This window comes from Cupriavidus sp. 2TAF22 (assembly GCF_052115045.1).
In the GTDB taxonomy this organism is placed as follows: domain Bacteria; phylum Pseudomonadota; class Gammaproteobacteria; order Burkholderiales; family Burkholderiaceae; genus Cupriavidus.
Genome location: NZ_JBFRFX010000004.1, coordinates 281,224 through 297,786, shown reverse-complemented (window position 1 = coordinate 297,786; position 16,563 = coordinate 281,224). Strand labels below are relative to the sequence as shown.

At 66.9% G+C, this 16,563-nt stretch carries 12 protein-coding genes; 8 read left to right on the top strand and 4 right to left on the bottom strand.

The genetic code is table 11. The annotated features are described in order from the left end of the window. Both AB4Z48_RS07750 and bamE read left to right on the top strand, forming a co-directional pair. The coding region (locus tag AB4Z48_RS07750) for a translocation/assembly module TamB domain-containing protein (protein ID WP_441613317.1) at nt 1–3,111 on the top strand (3,111 nt) is incomplete at its 5' end. A gap of 52 nt (nt 3,112–3,163) precedes the next feature. Then, nucleotides 3,164–3,712 carry an outer membrane protein assembly factor BamE domain-containing protein gene (bamE, locus tag AB4Z48_RS07745; RefSeq protein WP_441613316.1) on the top strand — a complete coding sequence of 183 codons (549 nt, stop codon included), beginning with the start codon at nt 3,164–3,166 and terminating at the stop codon, nt 3,710–3,712. 27 nt (nt 3,713–3,739) lie between these two features. Here bamE and metG read toward each other — a convergent pair whose 3' ends face one another. Both metG and AB4Z48_RS07735 read right to left on the bottom strand, forming a co-directional pair. After that, complete coding sequence (gene metG / locus AB4Z48_RS07740; RefSeq protein WP_441613315.1) at nt 3,740–5,809, bottom strand: methionine--tRNA ligase; 2,070 nt, start codon at nt 5,807–5,809, stop codon at nt 3,740–3,742. A gap of 336 nt (nt 5,810–6,145) precedes the next feature. After that, nucleotides 6,146–6,778, bottom strand: coding sequence for an OmpA family protein (locus AB4Z48_RS07735; RefSeq protein ID WP_441613314.1), 633 nt, complete (start codon nt 6,776–6,778; stop codon nt 6,146–6,148). A gap of 309 nt (nt 6,779–7,087) precedes the next feature. Between AB4Z48_RS07735 and apbC the strand changes: the two genes are divergently transcribed. The 6 genes from apbC to AB4Z48_RS07705 all read left to right on the top strand — a co-directional run bounded on the left by apbC (nt 7,088) and on the right by AB4Z48_RS07705 (nt 14,035). Then, the gene (apbC, locus tag AB4Z48_RS07730) at nt 7,088–8,176 is read left to right on the top strand and encodes an iron-sulfur cluster carrier protein ApbC (RefSeq protein WP_441613313.1); all 1,089 of its coding nucleotides are present in this window, start codon (nt 7,088–7,090) and stop codon (nt 8,174–8,176) included. Nucleotides 8,177–8,226: 50 nt separating this feature from the next. Then, nucleotides 8,227–8,877, top strand: a complete 651-nt coding sequence (locus AB4Z48_RS07725) for a TorD/DmsD family molecular chaperone (RefSeq protein ID WP_441613312.1) — start codon at nt 8,227–8,229, stop codon at nt 8,875–8,877. 131 nt (nt 8,878–9,008) lie between these two features. After that, a complete protein-coding gene (locus tag AB4Z48_RS07720; RefSeq protein ID WP_441613311.1) occupies nt 9,009–9,548 on the top strand; it encodes a superoxide dismutase family protein in 540 nt (179 codons plus the stop codon). Between the two features lie 382 nt (nt 9,549–9,930). Continuing rightward, nucleotides 9,931–10,497: a dCTP deaminase gene (gene dcd / locus AB4Z48_RS07715; RefSeq protein WP_441613310.1), complete on the top strand. Its 567-nt coding sequence runs from the start codon at nt 9,931–9,933 to the stop codon at nt 10,495–10,497. 153 nt (nt 10,498–10,650) lie between these two features. Beyond that, nucleotides 10,651–12,915 (top strand): Orn/Lys/Arg decarboxylase N-terminal domain-containing protein, encoded by a 2,265-nt coding sequence (locus tag AB4Z48_RS07710; RefSeq protein WP_441613309.1) that lies wholly within the window; start codon nt 10,651–10,653, stop codon nt 12,913–12,915. A gap of 139 nt (nt 12,916–13,054) precedes the next feature. Then, complete coding sequence (locus AB4Z48_RS07705) at nt 13,055–14,035, top strand: quinone oxidoreductase family protein (RefSeq protein WP_441613308.1); 981 nt, start codon at nt 13,055–13,057, stop codon at nt 14,033–14,035. Between the two features lie 72 nt (nt 14,036–14,107). Here AB4Z48_RS07705 and AB4Z48_RS07700 read toward each other — a convergent pair whose 3' ends face one another. Further along, nucleotides 14,108–15,850: a TRAP transporter large permease gene (locus AB4Z48_RS07700; RefSeq protein ID WP_441613307.1), complete on the bottom strand. Its 1,743-nt coding sequence runs from the start codon at nt 15,848–15,850 to the stop codon at nt 14,108–14,110. After that, on the bottom strand, nt 15,847–16,389 hold the full coding sequence (locus AB4Z48_RS07695; RefSeq protein ID WP_441613305.1) for a TRAP transporter small permease subunit: 543 nt from the start codon (nt 16,387–16,389) through the stop codon (nt 15,847–15,849). The genes AB4Z48_RS07700 and AB4Z48_RS07695 overlap by 4 nt, the downstream gene beginning before the upstream one ends. Between the last annotated feature and the right edge of the window lie 174 nt (nt 16,390–16,563).

Below are 16,563 nucleotides of genomic sequence, written 5' to 3'. Positions count from 1 at the left end.
CGCCAGGCCGGCCGGGCGCCACTGCGCGTGGCCGGCGAGGTACGCGTGGTCAACCACGAGGCCGGGCCGATCGACGCGCAGCGCCTGCCGGTGGAGTCGGTGCAGGCGCGCGTGGAGGTCAGCGAGGCCGCGCAGATCGTGCGCGACCTGCGCGTGGCGCTGCCGGGCCGCGGCGAGATCCGCGGCAGCGGCGCGCTGCGCGACGGCCGCGGCGGCTTCGACCTGGATGTGCGCGACCTGGACCCGAAGGCCTTGCACGGCAGCCTGCACCGCGTGCGGCTGTCGGGGCCCGTGATCCTGCGGCTCGAGCCGGGCCGGCAGAGCGTGGCGGTGGACCTGTCCGGCGGCGGGCTCAAGCTGTTCGCCGATGCGCACCTGGATGCGGATGCGGTGACGCTGACCGCGCTGCGCGCGGGCATCGGCACCGGCTCGCTCAATGCCGAAGGCAAGCTCTCGCTCAAGGACGGCCAGCCGTTCAGCTTCAAGGGCAAGCTCGCCAATTTCGACCCTGCGCGGCTGGCCGAAGTGGCGCCCGGGAGCATCAATGCCGATTTCACCACCAGCGGTACGCTCGCGCCCGAGCGGCGCATATCGATCGAATTCGCGGTGCGCGACAGTGTCTATGCCGGCCTGCCGATGCGCGGCGAGGGCAAGCTGCGGCTGGCCGGCGAACGCCTGCTGCCGAGCCAGGCCACGCTCGACATGGCCGGCAACCAGGCGCAGCTCAGCGGCAGCTTCGGCGCGCGTGGCGACCGCCTCAGGCTGCATGTGGATGCGCCCCAGCTCGACCGGCTCAAGTTCGGCGTGGCCGGCGTGCTCAAGCTCGACGCCGACATCACCGGCACGCTGGCCAGGCCCGAGGTGGTGGGCAGCTACAACGCCCAGTCGCTGGTGGTGGGCCCGCACCATGTGGCCAGCGCCAGCGGCACCGCGGAGTTGCGCGGCGGCCTGAACGGCACGCTGGCGCTGCAGCTCAATGTGCGTGACTACCGCGGGCCGGCCGCCTCGCTGCGCACGCTGGACGCCACGCTCAGCGGCACGCAGGCCAGCCACACCTTCGACCTGAAGGCGGCCGGCGCGATGCACGACCGGCCGCTGCAGCTGACCCTGGCCGGCCAGGGCGCCTGGCAGGGCCAGCAGGGCTGGAGCGGCACGATCCGCACGCTGGACGAGCGCGGCACCGTCAACGTCCGGCTGGTGGCGCCCACGCAGCTGCAGGTGGCGGACCAGCGCGTCAAGCTGGGCGCGGCCGGCTTGCAGTTCGAGCAGGCGCGCGTGAACGTGGACAGCTTCGAGTTCGACCACGGGCGCATCCGCACCCAGGGCAAGCTCGACGGGCTTCAGGTGGCCAACCTGCTGCGCCTGGCCGAAGCCCTCACCGGCGAGGCGCCGCCGGTGCGCTCGGACCTGGTGCTCGACGGCAGCTGGAACATCACGCTGGCGGAGACCGTGGCCGGCTTTGCCGAACTGCGCCGGCGCAGCGGCGACGTCTCGGTGAGCGCGGGCCGCGGCATCACGACGCTGGGGCTTGGCGAGAGCGCGCTGCGTGCCGACTTGTCCGGCAACCACATCAGCGTGCGCGGCGGCGTCACTGCCTCGCGGCTGGGCAAGCTGGTGGTGGACGCCTCGGCCGGCCTGGTGCTGGAGCAGGGCCTGATGACGGTGACGCCGGCCTCGCCGCTGGCGGGCAAGGTGTCGATGGACGTCCCGCGGCTCAAGACGCTGGAGGCGCTGACCGGGCCGCAATATGCGTTCGACGGCAAGCTGGCGGCCACCATGCAGCTGGCGGGCACGGTGGGCCAGCCGCTGCTGACCGGCACCATCGACGGCGACGGCATCGCCATCACGATGTACGACGAAGGCATCCGCCTGACCGACGGCATCGTGCGCGTGGCGCTGGACCAGAACACCATCGAGCTCAAGCAGGTCGAGTTCCACGGCGGTGACGGCAAGATCGTCGCCACCGGCAATGTGAAGCTGGGCGAGACCGATCCCAACCTGAGCGGCAGGATCGTCGCCGACAAGCTGCAGATCTTCGCCAGCCCGGAACGCACCCTGATCATCTCGGGCGATGCCAATATCCTCAACGAGAACCGCCAGATCGTGATCCGCGGCAAGTTCCGCGTGGACCGCGGCCTGTTCGACCTGCCCAAGGCCGGCGCGCCGGTGCTGGGCGACGATGTGGTGGTGGTACGACGGCGTGACCAGCGCGAAGTGAAGACCGCCGCGACGCCCGCGCCGGAAGCCAAGCCGGCCAGCCGCTTCAGCCCGCTGATCGACCTGACCCTGGATCTGGGCGATAACTTCCGCTTCCGCGGGGCCGGCGCCGACCTCAGGCTGGCGGGCCAGCTGGGCGTGCGCAGCGCGCCGCTCACGCCGGTGCGCGCCACCGGCACCATCCGCGTTACCGACGGCACCTACGAGGCGTTCGGGCGCAAGCTAAACATCGAGCGCGGCATCGTCAACTTCAACGGCCCGGTGGACAATCCCAACCTGAACATCCGCGCCATGCGGCGCAACCAGGAGGTCGAGGCCGGCGTGGAAGTCACCGGCACGGTGCGCCTGCCGCGCGTCAGGCTGGTCTCGGAACCCAATGTGCCGGATGAGGATAAGCTGTCATGGCTGATGTTCGGCTACGGCGCGGAGAGCAATACCACCGGCCAGTCGCAGCAGCTCAATGCGGGCGCCCTGGGTGGCGCGGCGCTGGGCATGCTGGGCGGACGCGCCGGCAAGGGCATCGTGCAGCATCTGGGTATCGACGAGTTCTCGATCGGGCCGAGCACGGCGGGCCTGAACGAACAGCAGGTGGTGAGCGTGGGCAAGGCGGTGACCGAGCAGATCTCGGTAGGCTACGAACAGAGCCTGACCAGCTCTTCCAACGTGGTCAAGCTGACCTGGGCCTTCTCGCGGCGCTGGTCGCTGATTGCCAAGGGTGGTTCGATCAACGGGCTTTCGCTGCTGTTCAACCGCCGCTTCAACAACTGGGGCAACCTGTTCAGCGGTGCCTCGAGCGCAAGGAGCCAGACCGATGCCAGCCAGCAGGCCGACAGTGACAGAAGCCCGGCGCCGGGCAATCCCGCCTCGGATGCGGCGGCGCCCGCGCGGCCCTGACGCCCATGGGCGCCTTCCATCCACGATTGCGCCGTACCGGCGCCTTGCCGCCATGGGACTGATTTCCTCCGTGCTCGCCCTGCTCGGGTGCGACCAGCAGAAGGTCGACGAAGCCATGAAGAAGGCGGGCGATACCGCGCGCGCGACCTGGAACTCGGTCAAGCCCGACAGCCAGCTGTTCAAGGGCATCGTGGTCGGCGAGTCGGGCGAGGAGGACGTGCGGCGCCAGGCCGGGCGCCCGGAGATCGTGTGGGAGGAAGACGCGGGCGGGCGCCGGCTCGAATATCCGCGCGGCCCGGAAGGCGCCACCACGTGGATGGTGACGATCGGCGCCGACGGCAAGGTCCGGGCCATCGAGCAGGTGCTGAACGCGGAGAACTTCGCCCGCGTGCGCGCCGGCATGAGCCGCGACGACATCCGCCGCCTGCTCGGCAAGCCCACCAAGGTGGAAGCCTTCGCGCTGAAGAAGGAAGAAGTGTGGGGCTACCGCTGGTGGGAGACCTCGCAGGACAAGGCCTTCTTCAATGTGCACTTCGACGCCGCCGGCAAGGTGACGCACACCTCGCGCAGCGATGATCCTTCGAAGGTGCAGGGCGGCTGATCCTGTCCTGCCGCCCCGGCGATCCGCCTAGCGGATGCGCATGCCCGGGACCGCGCCTTCGTGCGGCTCCAGGATCCACAGGCCCGGCGTGGCCTTCTCGTCAGCGGCGGAGGCGGCCAGCACCATGCCTTCGGACAGGCCGAACTTCATCTTGCGCGGCGCCAGGTTGGCCACCATCACCGTGAGCTTGCCCACCAGCTGCTCCGGCGTGTAGGCAGACTGGATGCCGGAGAAGACGTTGCGGGTCTTGCCTTCGCCCAGGTCCAGCGTGAGCTGCAGCAGCTTGTTCGAACCTTCCACCTTCTGGCAGGCCACGATCTTGGCCACGCGCAGGTCCACCTTGGCGAAGTCGTCGATGGTGATGGTCTCGGCGATCGGCTCGATGGTGGCGGTGCCGGTGCCCGCTTCGGCGGCTGGCGCGGTGGCCTGCAGCGAATCGCGGTTGGCGGCCAGCAGCGCGTCGACCTGCTTGGCGTCCACGCGCGTCATCAGGTGCGAGTACGGCTGCACGGGGCGCGCCGCGCTGAGCTGCCGGTCGATGGCACGCCAGTCCAGCGGCTCGATATTGAGGAAGCGCTCCACGCCGGCGGCCATCAGCGGCACTACCGGCTTGAGGTAGACGGTGAGCAGGCGGAAGGCTTCCAGCGAGACCGAGCAGGCCGCGTGCAGGGCCGCGCGCTTGCTCTCGTCACGCGCCAGCTCCCAGGGCTTCTCGGTGTCGACGAAGGCGTTGACGGCGTCGGTCAGCTCCATCACCAGGCGCAGCGCCTTGCTGTATTCGCGGCTCTCGTAGAGATGCGCGACTTGCGGCGCGGCTTCGCGCAGCTGCTCGAGCAGCGGGTGCGCGAGCGCGGCTTCGTCCACCACGCCGTCGAAGCGCTTGACCAGGAAGCCGGCGGCGCGGCTGGCAATATTGACATACTTGCCGATCAGGTCGCTGTTCACGCGCGCGATGAAGTCCTCGAGGTTGAGGTCGAGGTCTTCCATGCTGGCGTTGAGCTTGGCGGCGAAGTAGTAGCGCAGCCATTCCGGGTTCATGCCGGTGTCGATATAGCTCTGCGCGGTGATGAAGGTGCCGCGCGACTTGCTCATCTTGGCGCCGTCCACGGTCAGGAAGCCATGGGCGAACACGTTGGTCGGCGTGCGGTAGCCCGAGAAGCGCAGCATGGCCGGCCAGAACAGCGTGTGGAAGTAGAGGATGTCCTTGCCGATGAAGTGATACTGCTCGGCGGTCGAATGCGGGCCCACCCAGGCATCGAAGTCGATGCCCTTCTTTTCCGCCAGGTTCTTGAAGCTGGCGTAGTAGCCGATCGGCGCGTCCAGCCACACGTAGAAATACTTGCCGGGCGCGCCCGGGATCTCGAAGCCGAAGTAGGGCGCGTCGCGCGAGATGTCCCAGTCAGACAGGGTCGAGGCCTCGCCTTCGCCGCCCAGCCATTCCTGCATCTTGTTGGCGGCTTCCGGCTGGGCCAGGTCGGCCACCCACTCGCGCAGGAAGCTCTCGCAGCGCGGGTCGGACAGCTTGAAGAAGTAATGCGCGGACGACTTGCGCACGGGCGTGGCGCCTGAGACCACCGAGTACGGGTTCTTCAGGTCGGTGGGCACGTAGGTGGTGCCGCACACCTCGCAGGAGTCGCCGTACTGGTCCTTGGCGCCGCACTTCGGGCACTCGCCCTTGATGAAGCGGTCCGGCAGGAACATGTTCTTGACCGGGTCGTAGAACTGCTCGACGTCGCGCTCGGCGATCAGGTCTTCGGCCTTCAGCGACAGGTAGATCTTGTCGGAGAGCTGCTTGTTCTCTTCCGAATCGGTGCTGTAGTAGTTGTCGAACGACACCTGGAAGCTGTCGAAATCGCGCTTGTGCTCGGTCCACACGCGGTCGATCAGTTGCTTGGGGGTGATCCCTTCCTTCTCCGCGCGCAGCATCACGGGCGTGCCGTGCGTGTCGTCCGCGCCCACGTAGTAGACCTCGTTGCCCATCATGCGCTGGAAGCGCACCCAGATGTCGGTCTGGATGTACTCCACCAGATGGCCGATATGGATCTGGCCGTTGGCGTATGGCAGGGCAGAAGTGACGAGGATGCGACGTGCGGTCATGGAAGAATTGCCGGTCAGGGGGTAAACAAAGTGGCGGGCGGGCGCCGGAGCATGCGTCAGGGCGCGCGCCGCAAGACGGCTATTCTAACAAGCGGTGTGGCCAGCGCGCGCGGGCACGGGGCCCGCGCCGCCGGGCGGGACAGGCCCGGCGGGAATTCGGTGCCTTCTCGTGTGATCCAGGGATAACTCGAAATCATCGGGACAAAAAAAGCGCCGGTCAGAGCCGGCGCAGCTTTCCACAACGGAAAAGGAGGAGAAATCAGGTACCGCCCGGGAGGTCAGTCACCCATCGCGAGCCAGCAACGGTGACAAGCGGTACCTGTTTCTATGACTCCATCATCCTTGAATTGGTTTCAAAAAAATTTCGACGCGGCGATTTTGTGCGCGGCCCGCCTCGGTGGCGTTATCCGCCACCGGCTGCGTCTGCCCGCGTCCTTCGGCTGCCAGGCGGTTGCGCGAGACGCCGCGGTCACCCAGGTAGCCGGCCACGCTCTGCGCGCGGCGCTGCGACAACTGCATGTTGTAGCTGGGGTTGCCGGTGCTGTCCGTATGCCCCACCACGGTCGCCGTTACGTCCTGGTGCTGGCCAAGGGTCTGCGCGACCTGGTCCAGCACCGAGCGGAACGACGGCTTGATGCTGGAGCTGTCCGTATCGAAGGTCACCTGGCTGGGGATGTTCACCTTCAGCGAGCCGTCCGGCTGTTCGGTGATCTGCGTGCCCGTGCCCGCTGTGTCCTTGTTCAGCTTGCCGCGGATGGTGTTCCAGTTGTAGCCGGTGGCCCCGCCCAGGGCACCGCCCACCGCCGCCCCCACCAGCGTGCCGGTGGTATTGCCGCCAATCAAGTTGCCCAGGCCCGCGCCGACCGCAGCGCCCACGCCGGTGCCGACCGCAGTCTGGGTGCCCTGTTCGGTGGCGCAACCGGCGGCGAGCGCGGCGACGATGGCAAGGCTGACGAACTTGAGTTTCATGCTTTCTCCTTCAGGACGAATCTTTCTGGCTGGATTTGATTTGACGGGGTGCGTACAACACCGCTAGAAATAACGCGGACGGCACGTGAATACAAGTGCCCGGCGGCATTACGCCGGGGCAGGCGTTTCTGGCGCACTACAATAAAGACATGGTGCCGGCTGCACAAGCATGCGCCTGTGACAGTTGTAAGTGCGTGTAAATCCATGTGCGATGCAGGGACTTGTCGCCCCCGCACCACCCTCGACCAGCGCGTGGTCCATACTTTGATACAGTACGCGGCTTCCCCATATTCAGTAGCGGAGATTGTCTTGAGCCTCACCATCGACCAGGTTACCGAAGTCCTGCGCACCGTGATCGACCCGAACACGGGCCGGGATCTGGTGTCCACCCGTTCCGCCCGCAACGTGCGGGTCGATGGCGGCGATGTGTCGCTGGAGGTCGAGCTGGGCTATCCCGGCAAGAGCCAGCTGGAGCCGATGCGCAAGGCGGTCGTTGCCGCGTTGCAGCAGCTGCCCGGCCTGACCAATGCCAGCGTGGCCGTCACCACCAAGATCGTTTCGCATGCGGTGCAGCGGGGCGTCAAGCTGCTGCCGGGCGTCAAGAACGTGATCGCGGTGGCCTCCGGCAAGGGCGGCGTGGGCAAGTCCACCACCGCCGTCAACCTGGCGCTGGCCTTGTCCGCCGAAGGTGCACGTGTCGGCATGCTGGATGCCGACATCTACGGGCCCAGCCTGCCGATGATGCTCGGCATCGCCGGCCGCCCCGAGTCATCGGACGGCCAGACCATGGAGCCGCTCGAAGGCCACGGCCTGCAGGCCAACTCGATCGGCTTTCTGATCGAACAGGACAACCCGATGGTGTGGCGCGGCCCGATGGTGACCTCGGCGCTGGAGCAGTTGCTGCGCCAGACCAACTGGCATGACCTCGACTACCTGATCGTCGATATGCCGCCGGGCACCGGCGACATCCAGCTGACGCTGTCGCAGAAGGTGCCGGTGACAGGTGCCGTGATCGTCACCACGCCGCAGGACATCGCGCTGCTCGATGCCAAGAAGGGCCTGAAGATGTTCGAGAAGGTCGGCATCCCCATCCTTGGCATCGTCGAGAACATGGCGGTCTACTGCTGCCCGAACTGCGGGCACGTAGAGCATATCTTCGGTGAAGGCGGCGGCGAGAAGATGTGCGCGGACTACGGCGTGGAACTGCTGGGCAGCCTGCCGCTGAACCGCTCGATCCGCGAGCAGGCCGACACCGGGCGCCCCACGGTCGTGGCCGATCCCGACAGCCCCGTCGCCGAGCTGTACCGCGCCATGGCGCGCAAGGTGGCGGTGAAGGTGGCGGACCGCGCGCGCGACATGACCAGCAAGTTCCCCAGCATCGTGGTGCAGAACACCTGAGCACCATTGGGCCGGGCGGCTGCGGCCGCCCGCGCCAGCCAACACCCCATATGACGGATTTCCAGCCGATCCAGTTGATCCCGCCGGCGGCAGACGCTGCCGCCGATTTCACCGCTGATTTCGCCGCCGATGCCGAGCAAGCGGCACGCGCCGACTTGTACGGCCTGCTGGCCACGCTGTTGTACCGTGCGCCCGATGCCGTGCTGCTCCACCATATCGCCGCGAACCGTGCCCATGGCGACGATGCCGCGACGGCGCTGGGTGAAGCGTGGAACCGTTTGTGCGATGCGGCGTCCGCCACCACCGTCGCCGAGGCCGCGGGCGAGTACCAGGCCATGTTCGGTGGCGCTCCCACTCCCGCCGTCTCGCCGCAGGGCGCCCGCTATGCGCGGGCCTGCCCGCTGCCGGCGCTGCGCGACGAGCTGGCGCGCCATGGCCTCGTCCGGCGCGAAGGGGTCGGCGAGAGCGAGGATCATATCGGCACGCTGTGCGAGGTGATGCGTGTGCTGGTGGCGGGCGGGCAGGCCGGCGCCGGCGGCCTTGCGGCCCAGCAGCATTTTTTCGCGAGCTACCTGCGGCCATGGGTGGGCGACTTCGCCGATGCCGTGGCGGCGCACCCTCAAGCGCGTTTCTACGCGCGCGTGGTGCGGCTGCTTTCGGCATTCATGGCGGTCGAGTCCATCGCGCTCGAACCCGCCTGACGCCGGCGCGGCCGCCCGGCGGCTTGCCGCCCGATGTCGGTCACGGCGCGCCAACTGGCAGCAAACTCACCACAGCGCGTCACATTGGAGCGGTACAATCAGCCGCACAACACCGTGAGAGGAGGTTCGGCATGAAGCATGTACGCGTACTTTTCGGTCTGGCGCTAGTGGGCACCCTGGTGGGCACCCTGGCGGGCTGCGGCGGCATGGGGACAAACGGCGGGGACAGCGCCGTCGCCAGCCTGGACGCCAAGAGCGGCACCGCCACGCAGGGCACCGTGACCTTCACCCAGCGCGGTGACCGCGTGCTGGTCAAGGCCGACGTGACCGGCCTCCCGCCCAACACCGAGCACGGCTTCCACGTACACGAGAAGGGCGACTGCTCGAGCCCCGACGCCATGAGCGCAGGCGGCCATTTCAACCCGACCGGCAAGCCGCACGGCTCGATGTCGATGCCCGACCACCATGCAGGCGACATCAACAACCTCCGAGCCGATGCCAGCGGCCGTGCCCAGGCCAGCTTCGAGCTGAGCGGCGTGACCGTCAGCCCCGGCCCCACCAGCGTGGTGGGCCATGCCGTGGTCGTGCACAAGGACCCGGACGACTACCGTACGCAGCCGACCGGCAATTCCGGCGGCCGCATCGCCTGCGGCGTCGTCGCCAAGTCCTGACGAGCGGGCGCGGGGCGGGCCGCCGCCCTTGCTTGCCCGCGCGGTCGCTGCGGCCGACGGGCGCCGCGTCCCGCGCGCAACGGGCACAACGGGCGCAACGGGCACGCGCGACATCGGCGCCGCATTCCCGATCCTCCCTTGCGCACCGCGTTTCCCGCGCTGCACCGGCCCCGGCCGCCCGGATTCCCCGCTGCGGCGGGCTGTCCCGCCTGAAGCCGGGAGCACCGGCAATTGGTTGTACAATGCGGCCCATCGCGAGGCCCCGGCAGGTCCGGCGTGCCGTGAGCAAATGCGAGCAGCGTTCCCCGGCTGCCCGGCGCGGCAAGGCCGCCGCCCGGCCGCGCCCCCGAGCCTGCCCTCATTTGTTCATCCCGGTACCCTTATGAGCATCAAATCCGATAAGTGGATCCGCCGCATGGCGGAACAACACGCCATGATCGAGCCGTTCGAGCCCGGTCAGGTGCGGGAGTCCGACGGCCGCAAGATCGTTTCGTACGGCACCTCGAGCTACGGCTACGACATCCGCTGCGCCGACGAATTCAAGATCTTCACCAATATCAACAGCACCATCGTCGATCCCAAGAACTTCGACGAGAAGTCCTTCGTCGACTTCAGGGGCGATGTCTGCATCATCCCGCCCAATTCCTTCGCGCTGGCCCGTACGATGGAGTATTTCCGCATCCCGCGCAGCGTGCTGACCATCTGCCTGGGCAAGAGCACCTACGCGCGCTGCGGCATCATCGTCAACGTGACGCCGTTCGAACCGGAATGGGAAGGCTACGTGACCCTGGAGTTTTCCAACACCACGCCGCTGCCCGCCAAGATCTACGCCGGCGAAGGCTGCGCCCAGGTGCTGTTCTTCGAGAGCGACGAGATCTGCGAGACTTCCTACCGCGACCGCGGCGGGAAGTACCAGGGCCAGCACGGTGTCACACTGCCGAAGACCTGATCCCTTTACAATGCGCGCGTCGCGGCGCGGCCGGCTCCACGGGGAGCATCGACCAGCCGCACGCCAAGCCTGAACGCCGAGCCACATGCAGCCCAGGGGAGTGCGTCCCCGGGCCATGTGGCTCAAGTCCTTCTTGCCGCCCAAGGATGCCCTATGAAATTCCGCTTTCCCGTCATCATCATCGATGAAGACTTCCGCTCCGAGAACATTTCCGGCTCGGGCATCCGTGCGCTAGCGCAGGCCATCGAGCAGGAAGGCATGGAGGTCATGGGCCTCACCAGCTACGGCGACCTGACTTCGTTCGCGCAGCAGTCCAGCCGGGCGTCCTCGTTCATCGTGTCGATCGACGACGACGAGTTCGTCAGCGAGGACGACCGCCCCGAAGCGGCGGCCATCGAGAAGCTGCGCGCCTTCGTCAATGAAGTGCGCCGCCGCAATACCGACCTGCCGATCTTCCTGTATGGGGAGACCCGTACCTCGCGCCATATCCCCAACGATATCCTGCGCGAGCTGCACGGCTTCATCCACATGTTCGAGGACACGCCGGAGTTCGTGGCGCGCCACATCATCCGCGAAGCGAAGGTCTATCTCGACTCGCTGGCGCCGCCGTTCTTCAAGGCGCTGATCGCCTACGCGCAGGACAGCTCCTACTCGTGGCACTGCCCCGGCCACTCCGGCGGCGTGGCCTTCCTGAAGAGCCCGGTCGGCCAGGTGTTCCACCAGTTCTTCGGCGAGAACATGCTGCGCGCCGACGTCTGCAACGCCGTGGACGAACTCGGCCAGCTGCTCGACCACACCGGCCCGGTGGCGGCCTCGGAGCGCAATGCCGCGCGCATCTTCAACTCCGACCACATGTACTTCGTCACCAACGGCACCTCCACCTCGAACAAGATGGTGTGGCATGCCAACGTGGCGCCGGGCGACATCGTGGTGGTGGACCGCAACTGCCACAAGTCGATCCTGCACGCGATCATGATGACCGGGGCGATCCCCGTCTTCCTGATGCCCACGCGCAATCACTACGGCATCATCGGCCCGATCCCCAAGAGCGAGTTCGATCCGGAGACCATCCGCCGCAAGATCGCCGCGCACCCGTTCGCCAGCCAGGCCAAGAACCAGAAGCCGCGCATCCTGACCATCACCCAGGGCACTTACGACGGCGTGCTGTACAACGCCGAACAGATCAAGGAAATGCTGGCGAGCGAGATCGACACGCTGCATTTCGATGAAGCCTGGCTGCCGCACGCGGCATTCCACGAGTTCTATCACAACATGCACGCGATCGGCAAAGGCCGCCCGCGCAGCAAGGACGCGCTGGTGTTCGCCACGCAATCCACGCACAAGCTGCTGGCCGGCCTGTCGCAGGCCTCGCAGATCCTTGTGCAGGATTCGGACACGCGCAAGCTGGACCGCTACCGCTTCAACGAGGCGTACCTGATGCACACCTCGACCAGCCCGCAATACTCGATCATTGCCTCCTGCGACGTGGCGGCGGCGATGATGGAAGCCCCCGGCGGCACCGCGCTGGTGGAAGAAAGCATCCAGGAAGCCATCGATTTCCGCCGCGCCATGCGCAAGGTGGAAGGCGACTACGATGCCGGCAATAACGGCGACTGGTGGTTCAAGGTATGGGGCCCCGACGCGCTGGTCGAGGACGGCATCGGCGACCGCGAGGAATGGATGCTCAAGGCCAACGAGCGCTGGCACGGCTTCGGCGACCTGGCCGACGGCTTCAACCTGCTCGACCCGATCAAGGCCACCATCATCACCCCGGGCCTCGACGTGGACGGCGAGTTCAGCGAGCGCGGCATCCCGGCCGCCATCGTCACCAAGTACCTGGCCGAGCACGGCATCATCATCGAGAAGACCGGGCTGTACTCGTTCTTCATCATGTTCACCATCGGCATCACCAAGGGCCGCTGGAACTCGCTGGTGACCGAGCTGCAGCAGTTCAAGGACGACTACGACCAGAACCAGCCGCTGTGGCGCGTGCTGCCCGAGTTCGTGGCCAAGCACCCGCAATACGAGCGCATGGGCCTGCGCGACTTGTGCGATGCCATCCACAGCGTCTACAAGGCCAACGACGTGGCCCGCGTGACCACCGAGATGTACCTGTCGGACATGGAACCGGCGATGAAGCCGTCGGACGCGTGGGCCATGATGGCGCACCGGGAGATCGAGCGCGTCGCGGTGGACGAGCTGGAAGGCCGCGTCACCGCCATCCTGCTCACGCCGTATCCGCCGGGCATTCCGCTGCTGATCCCGGGCGAGCGTTTCAATCGGATCATCGTGCAGTACCTGAAGTTCGCGCGCGATTTCAACAAGCTGTTCCCCGGCTTCGAGACGGACATCCACGGGCTGGTGGAGGAAGAGGTCGAGGGCGGCGGCAGGGCGTATTTCGTCGATTGCGTGAAGTAAAGCGGGCTGAAGCGGGCTGAAGCGGGCCGCAGCGAAGCCAGGCGAGGGGCTGAAGCCGCCGCAGCGGCACACGACGCCGTTTCCGGGAATCCGTTAGAGTTGCCTTCGTAGCGATCCATGCAACCTTGACGGAGAGAACATGACTTCAGCGCGTGCGGTGGAACTCACCGAATTCGGCGGCCCGGAGGTGATGCGGCTGGTCACGACCGATTTGCCGGCGCCGGCGGCCGGCCAGGTGCAACTGCGCCAGACCGCCATCGGCTTCAACTACCTCGACGTGTACCAGCGCTCGGGCAAGTATCCCTTGCCCAGCCCGACCGGGCTCGGCCATGAAGCGGCCGGCGTGGTCGAGGCGGTGGGCGAGGGGGTGACCAGCCTGCGCGCGGGCGACCGCGTGGTCTACATGCATGCCGGCATCGGCGCCTACGCCGACCGCCGCAACGTACCCGCCGACAAGCTCGTCAAGCTGCCCGACGGCATCGACGACGTGGCCGCCGCCGCGGTCTTCTTCAAGGCCATGACCGCGCAGTACCTGGTCAGGAAAACCCACCGCGTGGAGCCTGGCGACATCGTGCTCGTGCATGCCGCCGCCGGTGGCGTGGGCCAGATCCTCAGCAGCTGGGCCAAGGCCCTCGGCGCCACCGTGGTCGGCACGGCGGGCTCGGCGGCCAAGTGCGAGATCGCGCTGGCGGCCGGCTGCGATATCGCCGTCGACTACTCGCAGGCGGACTGGGTGCGGCAGGTGATCGACGCCACCGGCGGGCGCAAGGCGCGCGTGGTCTACGACTCGGTGGGCAAGCACACTTTCCTCGGTTCGCTGGACTGCACGGCGCCGTTCGGGCTGGTGGCGCTATATGGCGCGGCGTCCGGTCCCGTGGCGGCCATCGAGCCGGAACTGCTCAACAAGAAGGGCTGCCTGTTCCTGACGCGGCCCTCGGTGTTTCCGCACAACGCCGATGCGCAGACTTTCCGCGCCAACGCGGCCGATGTGTTCCAGGCGCTCGGGCAGGGTGCGATCCGCGCCGCCATCGGCGCGCGCTATGCGCTGGAGCAGGTCGCCGAAGCGCACCGCGCCGCCGAGGCGCGCGCCACGACCGGCGCCATCGTGCTGTTGCCGTAGGCGCGCGGCTCGCGCCGCAAAAGAAAAAGGTCCCGCATGCGGGACCTTTTTTCATGGCGGCTGCCAGCCGGTTCAGTTCTTCTTGTCGAACTCGAACTGCGGCGCGGCCGGTTCGCTCTGCGGTGCCGAGGGCAGTTCGAGCGTGCCCGGGCTGCTGGCCCCGCCCGCACCGCCCGCTGGCGGCGCCGAGGCCCCCCCGCTGTCGCCGAGCGGGATCGTGACCTCCGCCGAGTTGCTATGGTGCAGCGAGCCCTTGTCGAGGAACATGGTGACCATGCCCGGCCAGAACATCACCATCACCACCATGATCATCTGCAGGCCCACCCAGGGAAGGGCGCCCCAGTAGATGTCCGAGCTCTTCACTTCCTTGGGGGCGATCCCGCGCAGGTAGAACAGCGCGAAACCGAACGGCGGGTGCATGAACGAGGTCTGCATGTTCACGCACAGCATCACGCCGAACCACACCAGCGCCGCCGTGGCCGCCGCTTCCGGGTTGCCGCCCATCGAGGCCGCCACCACCGGCGTCAGCACCTTGACCGCAACCGGCGCCAGCATCGGCACCACGATGAAGGCGATCTCGAAGAAGTCGAGGAAGAACGCCAGGAAGAAGATGAACAGGTTCACCACCAGCAGGAAGCCGATCCAGCCGCCCGGCAGCGAGGTGAACATATGCTCAACCCACGCGCCGCCGTCCACGCCCTGGAACACCACCGAGAAGCAGGTGGAGCCGATCAGGATGAACACCACCATGGCGGTGATGCGGGCCGTGGACTGGTAGGCCTCGACGATCAGCCCGCGCAGGTCGGTCAGTTGCCCGGCGCGCAGGATCAGCCAGGCGATCACCAGGTAGACCACCGCCAGCGGGATGCGGAAGGCGTGCGAGCCGAAGGCGAAGAAGCCGGCGACGATGGCGACGCCGGTAGCGACGATGCCGGTGCGATAGAGCGTGCGGTCCAGCTTGCCGAAGCCGGGGTCGCGCAGCACCGCCAGCACCAGCGCGCCGACCGCGCCCATGGCGCCGGACTCGGTGGGGGTGGCAATGCCCAGCATGATGGTGCCCAGCACCAGGAAGATCAGCACCGCGCAGGGGATGATGCCGCGCAGGCATTTGCGCCACAGCGGCCAGCCGCGCAGCGTGCGTTCTTCCGGCGGCACCGGCGGCAGCCAGTCAGGCTTGATGCGCGCCAGCACGAAGGTGTAGAGCGCGAACAGCGCGATCTGGACCAGCGACGGGCCCCAGGCGCCCAGGTACATGCTGCCCACGTCGGCGCTGCCCATCGGCGTCTTGAGCTGGTCGGCCAGCACCACCAGCACCAGCGAAGGCGGCACCAGCTGCGTGATGGTGCCCGATGCCGCGAGCACGCCGGTGGCGTACTTCATGTTGTAGCGGTAGCGCATCATCACCGGCAGCGAGATCATCGCCATGGCGATCACCTGGGCCGCCACCGTGCCCGTGATGGCGCCGAGGATGAAGCCGACGATGATCACCGAATAGCCCAGGCCGCCGCGCACCGGGCCGAACAGCTGGCCCATGGAGTCGAGCATGTCCTCGGCCAGCCCGCACTTCTCCAGGATCGCGCCCATGAAGGTGAAGAACGGGATCGCCAGCAACAGCTCGTTGGCCAGCACGCTGCCGAACACGCGGCTGGGCACCGCCTGCAGGAAGCTGACCGGGAAAAAGCCGAACTGGATGGACAGGATGCCGAAGGCCAGGCCCACGGCAGACAGCGAAAATGCGACCGGGAAGCCGATCAGCATGAATACCACCAGGCCGCCGAACATGAGCGGCGGCATGAATTCCAAAGGAATCGTCATTGCACCGGCCTCTCGTATTTCGATTCGATGCGCACCAGGCCCTGGAGGGCGGCAATGCGCTTGATCAGCTCGGACACGCCCTGCAAGCCAAGCAGGGCGAAACCGAGGGGCACCACCAGCTTGATCGGATAACGCGGCAGGCCGCCGGAATTACCCGATTGCTCGAGGATGCGCCACGAGGGCAGGAAGAGGGATTCCCACGACAGCCAGGCGAACAGCACGCACGAAGGCAGCAGGAAGAAAATGATGCCGAAGATGTCGATCCAGTGCTGCGCGCGTTCCGATACGTTGCCGTAGATCAGGTCCACGCGCACGTGCTCGTTGCGCTGGAAGGTGTATGACGTGCCGAACATCACGGCAATGGCAAACATATACCACTGCAATTCGAGCGGCCAGTTATCGCTAAGGTTGAAGCCGTAACGCAGCAGGGCGTTGCCTGCGCTGATCAGACACGAAAGCAGGATCATGATGTTTGCAAGCCTGCCCGTATGCTGATTCAACCTGTCGATCTGTCGTGACAGACCAAGCAAGTAATACATGGGTTGTCTCCCCGGTTTTTGCGGCGATTAGTTTATCTGTAACAAAATGCATCGGCGCTTGGGGCTAATACCTACCGCATTGCGCAAAAATCGCGGATAAAGAAAAAAAGCCGCCAGGACGCATGCCCTGGCGGCTTTTCTCTACTGCGGAACTTACGTGAAACTTACGGCTGC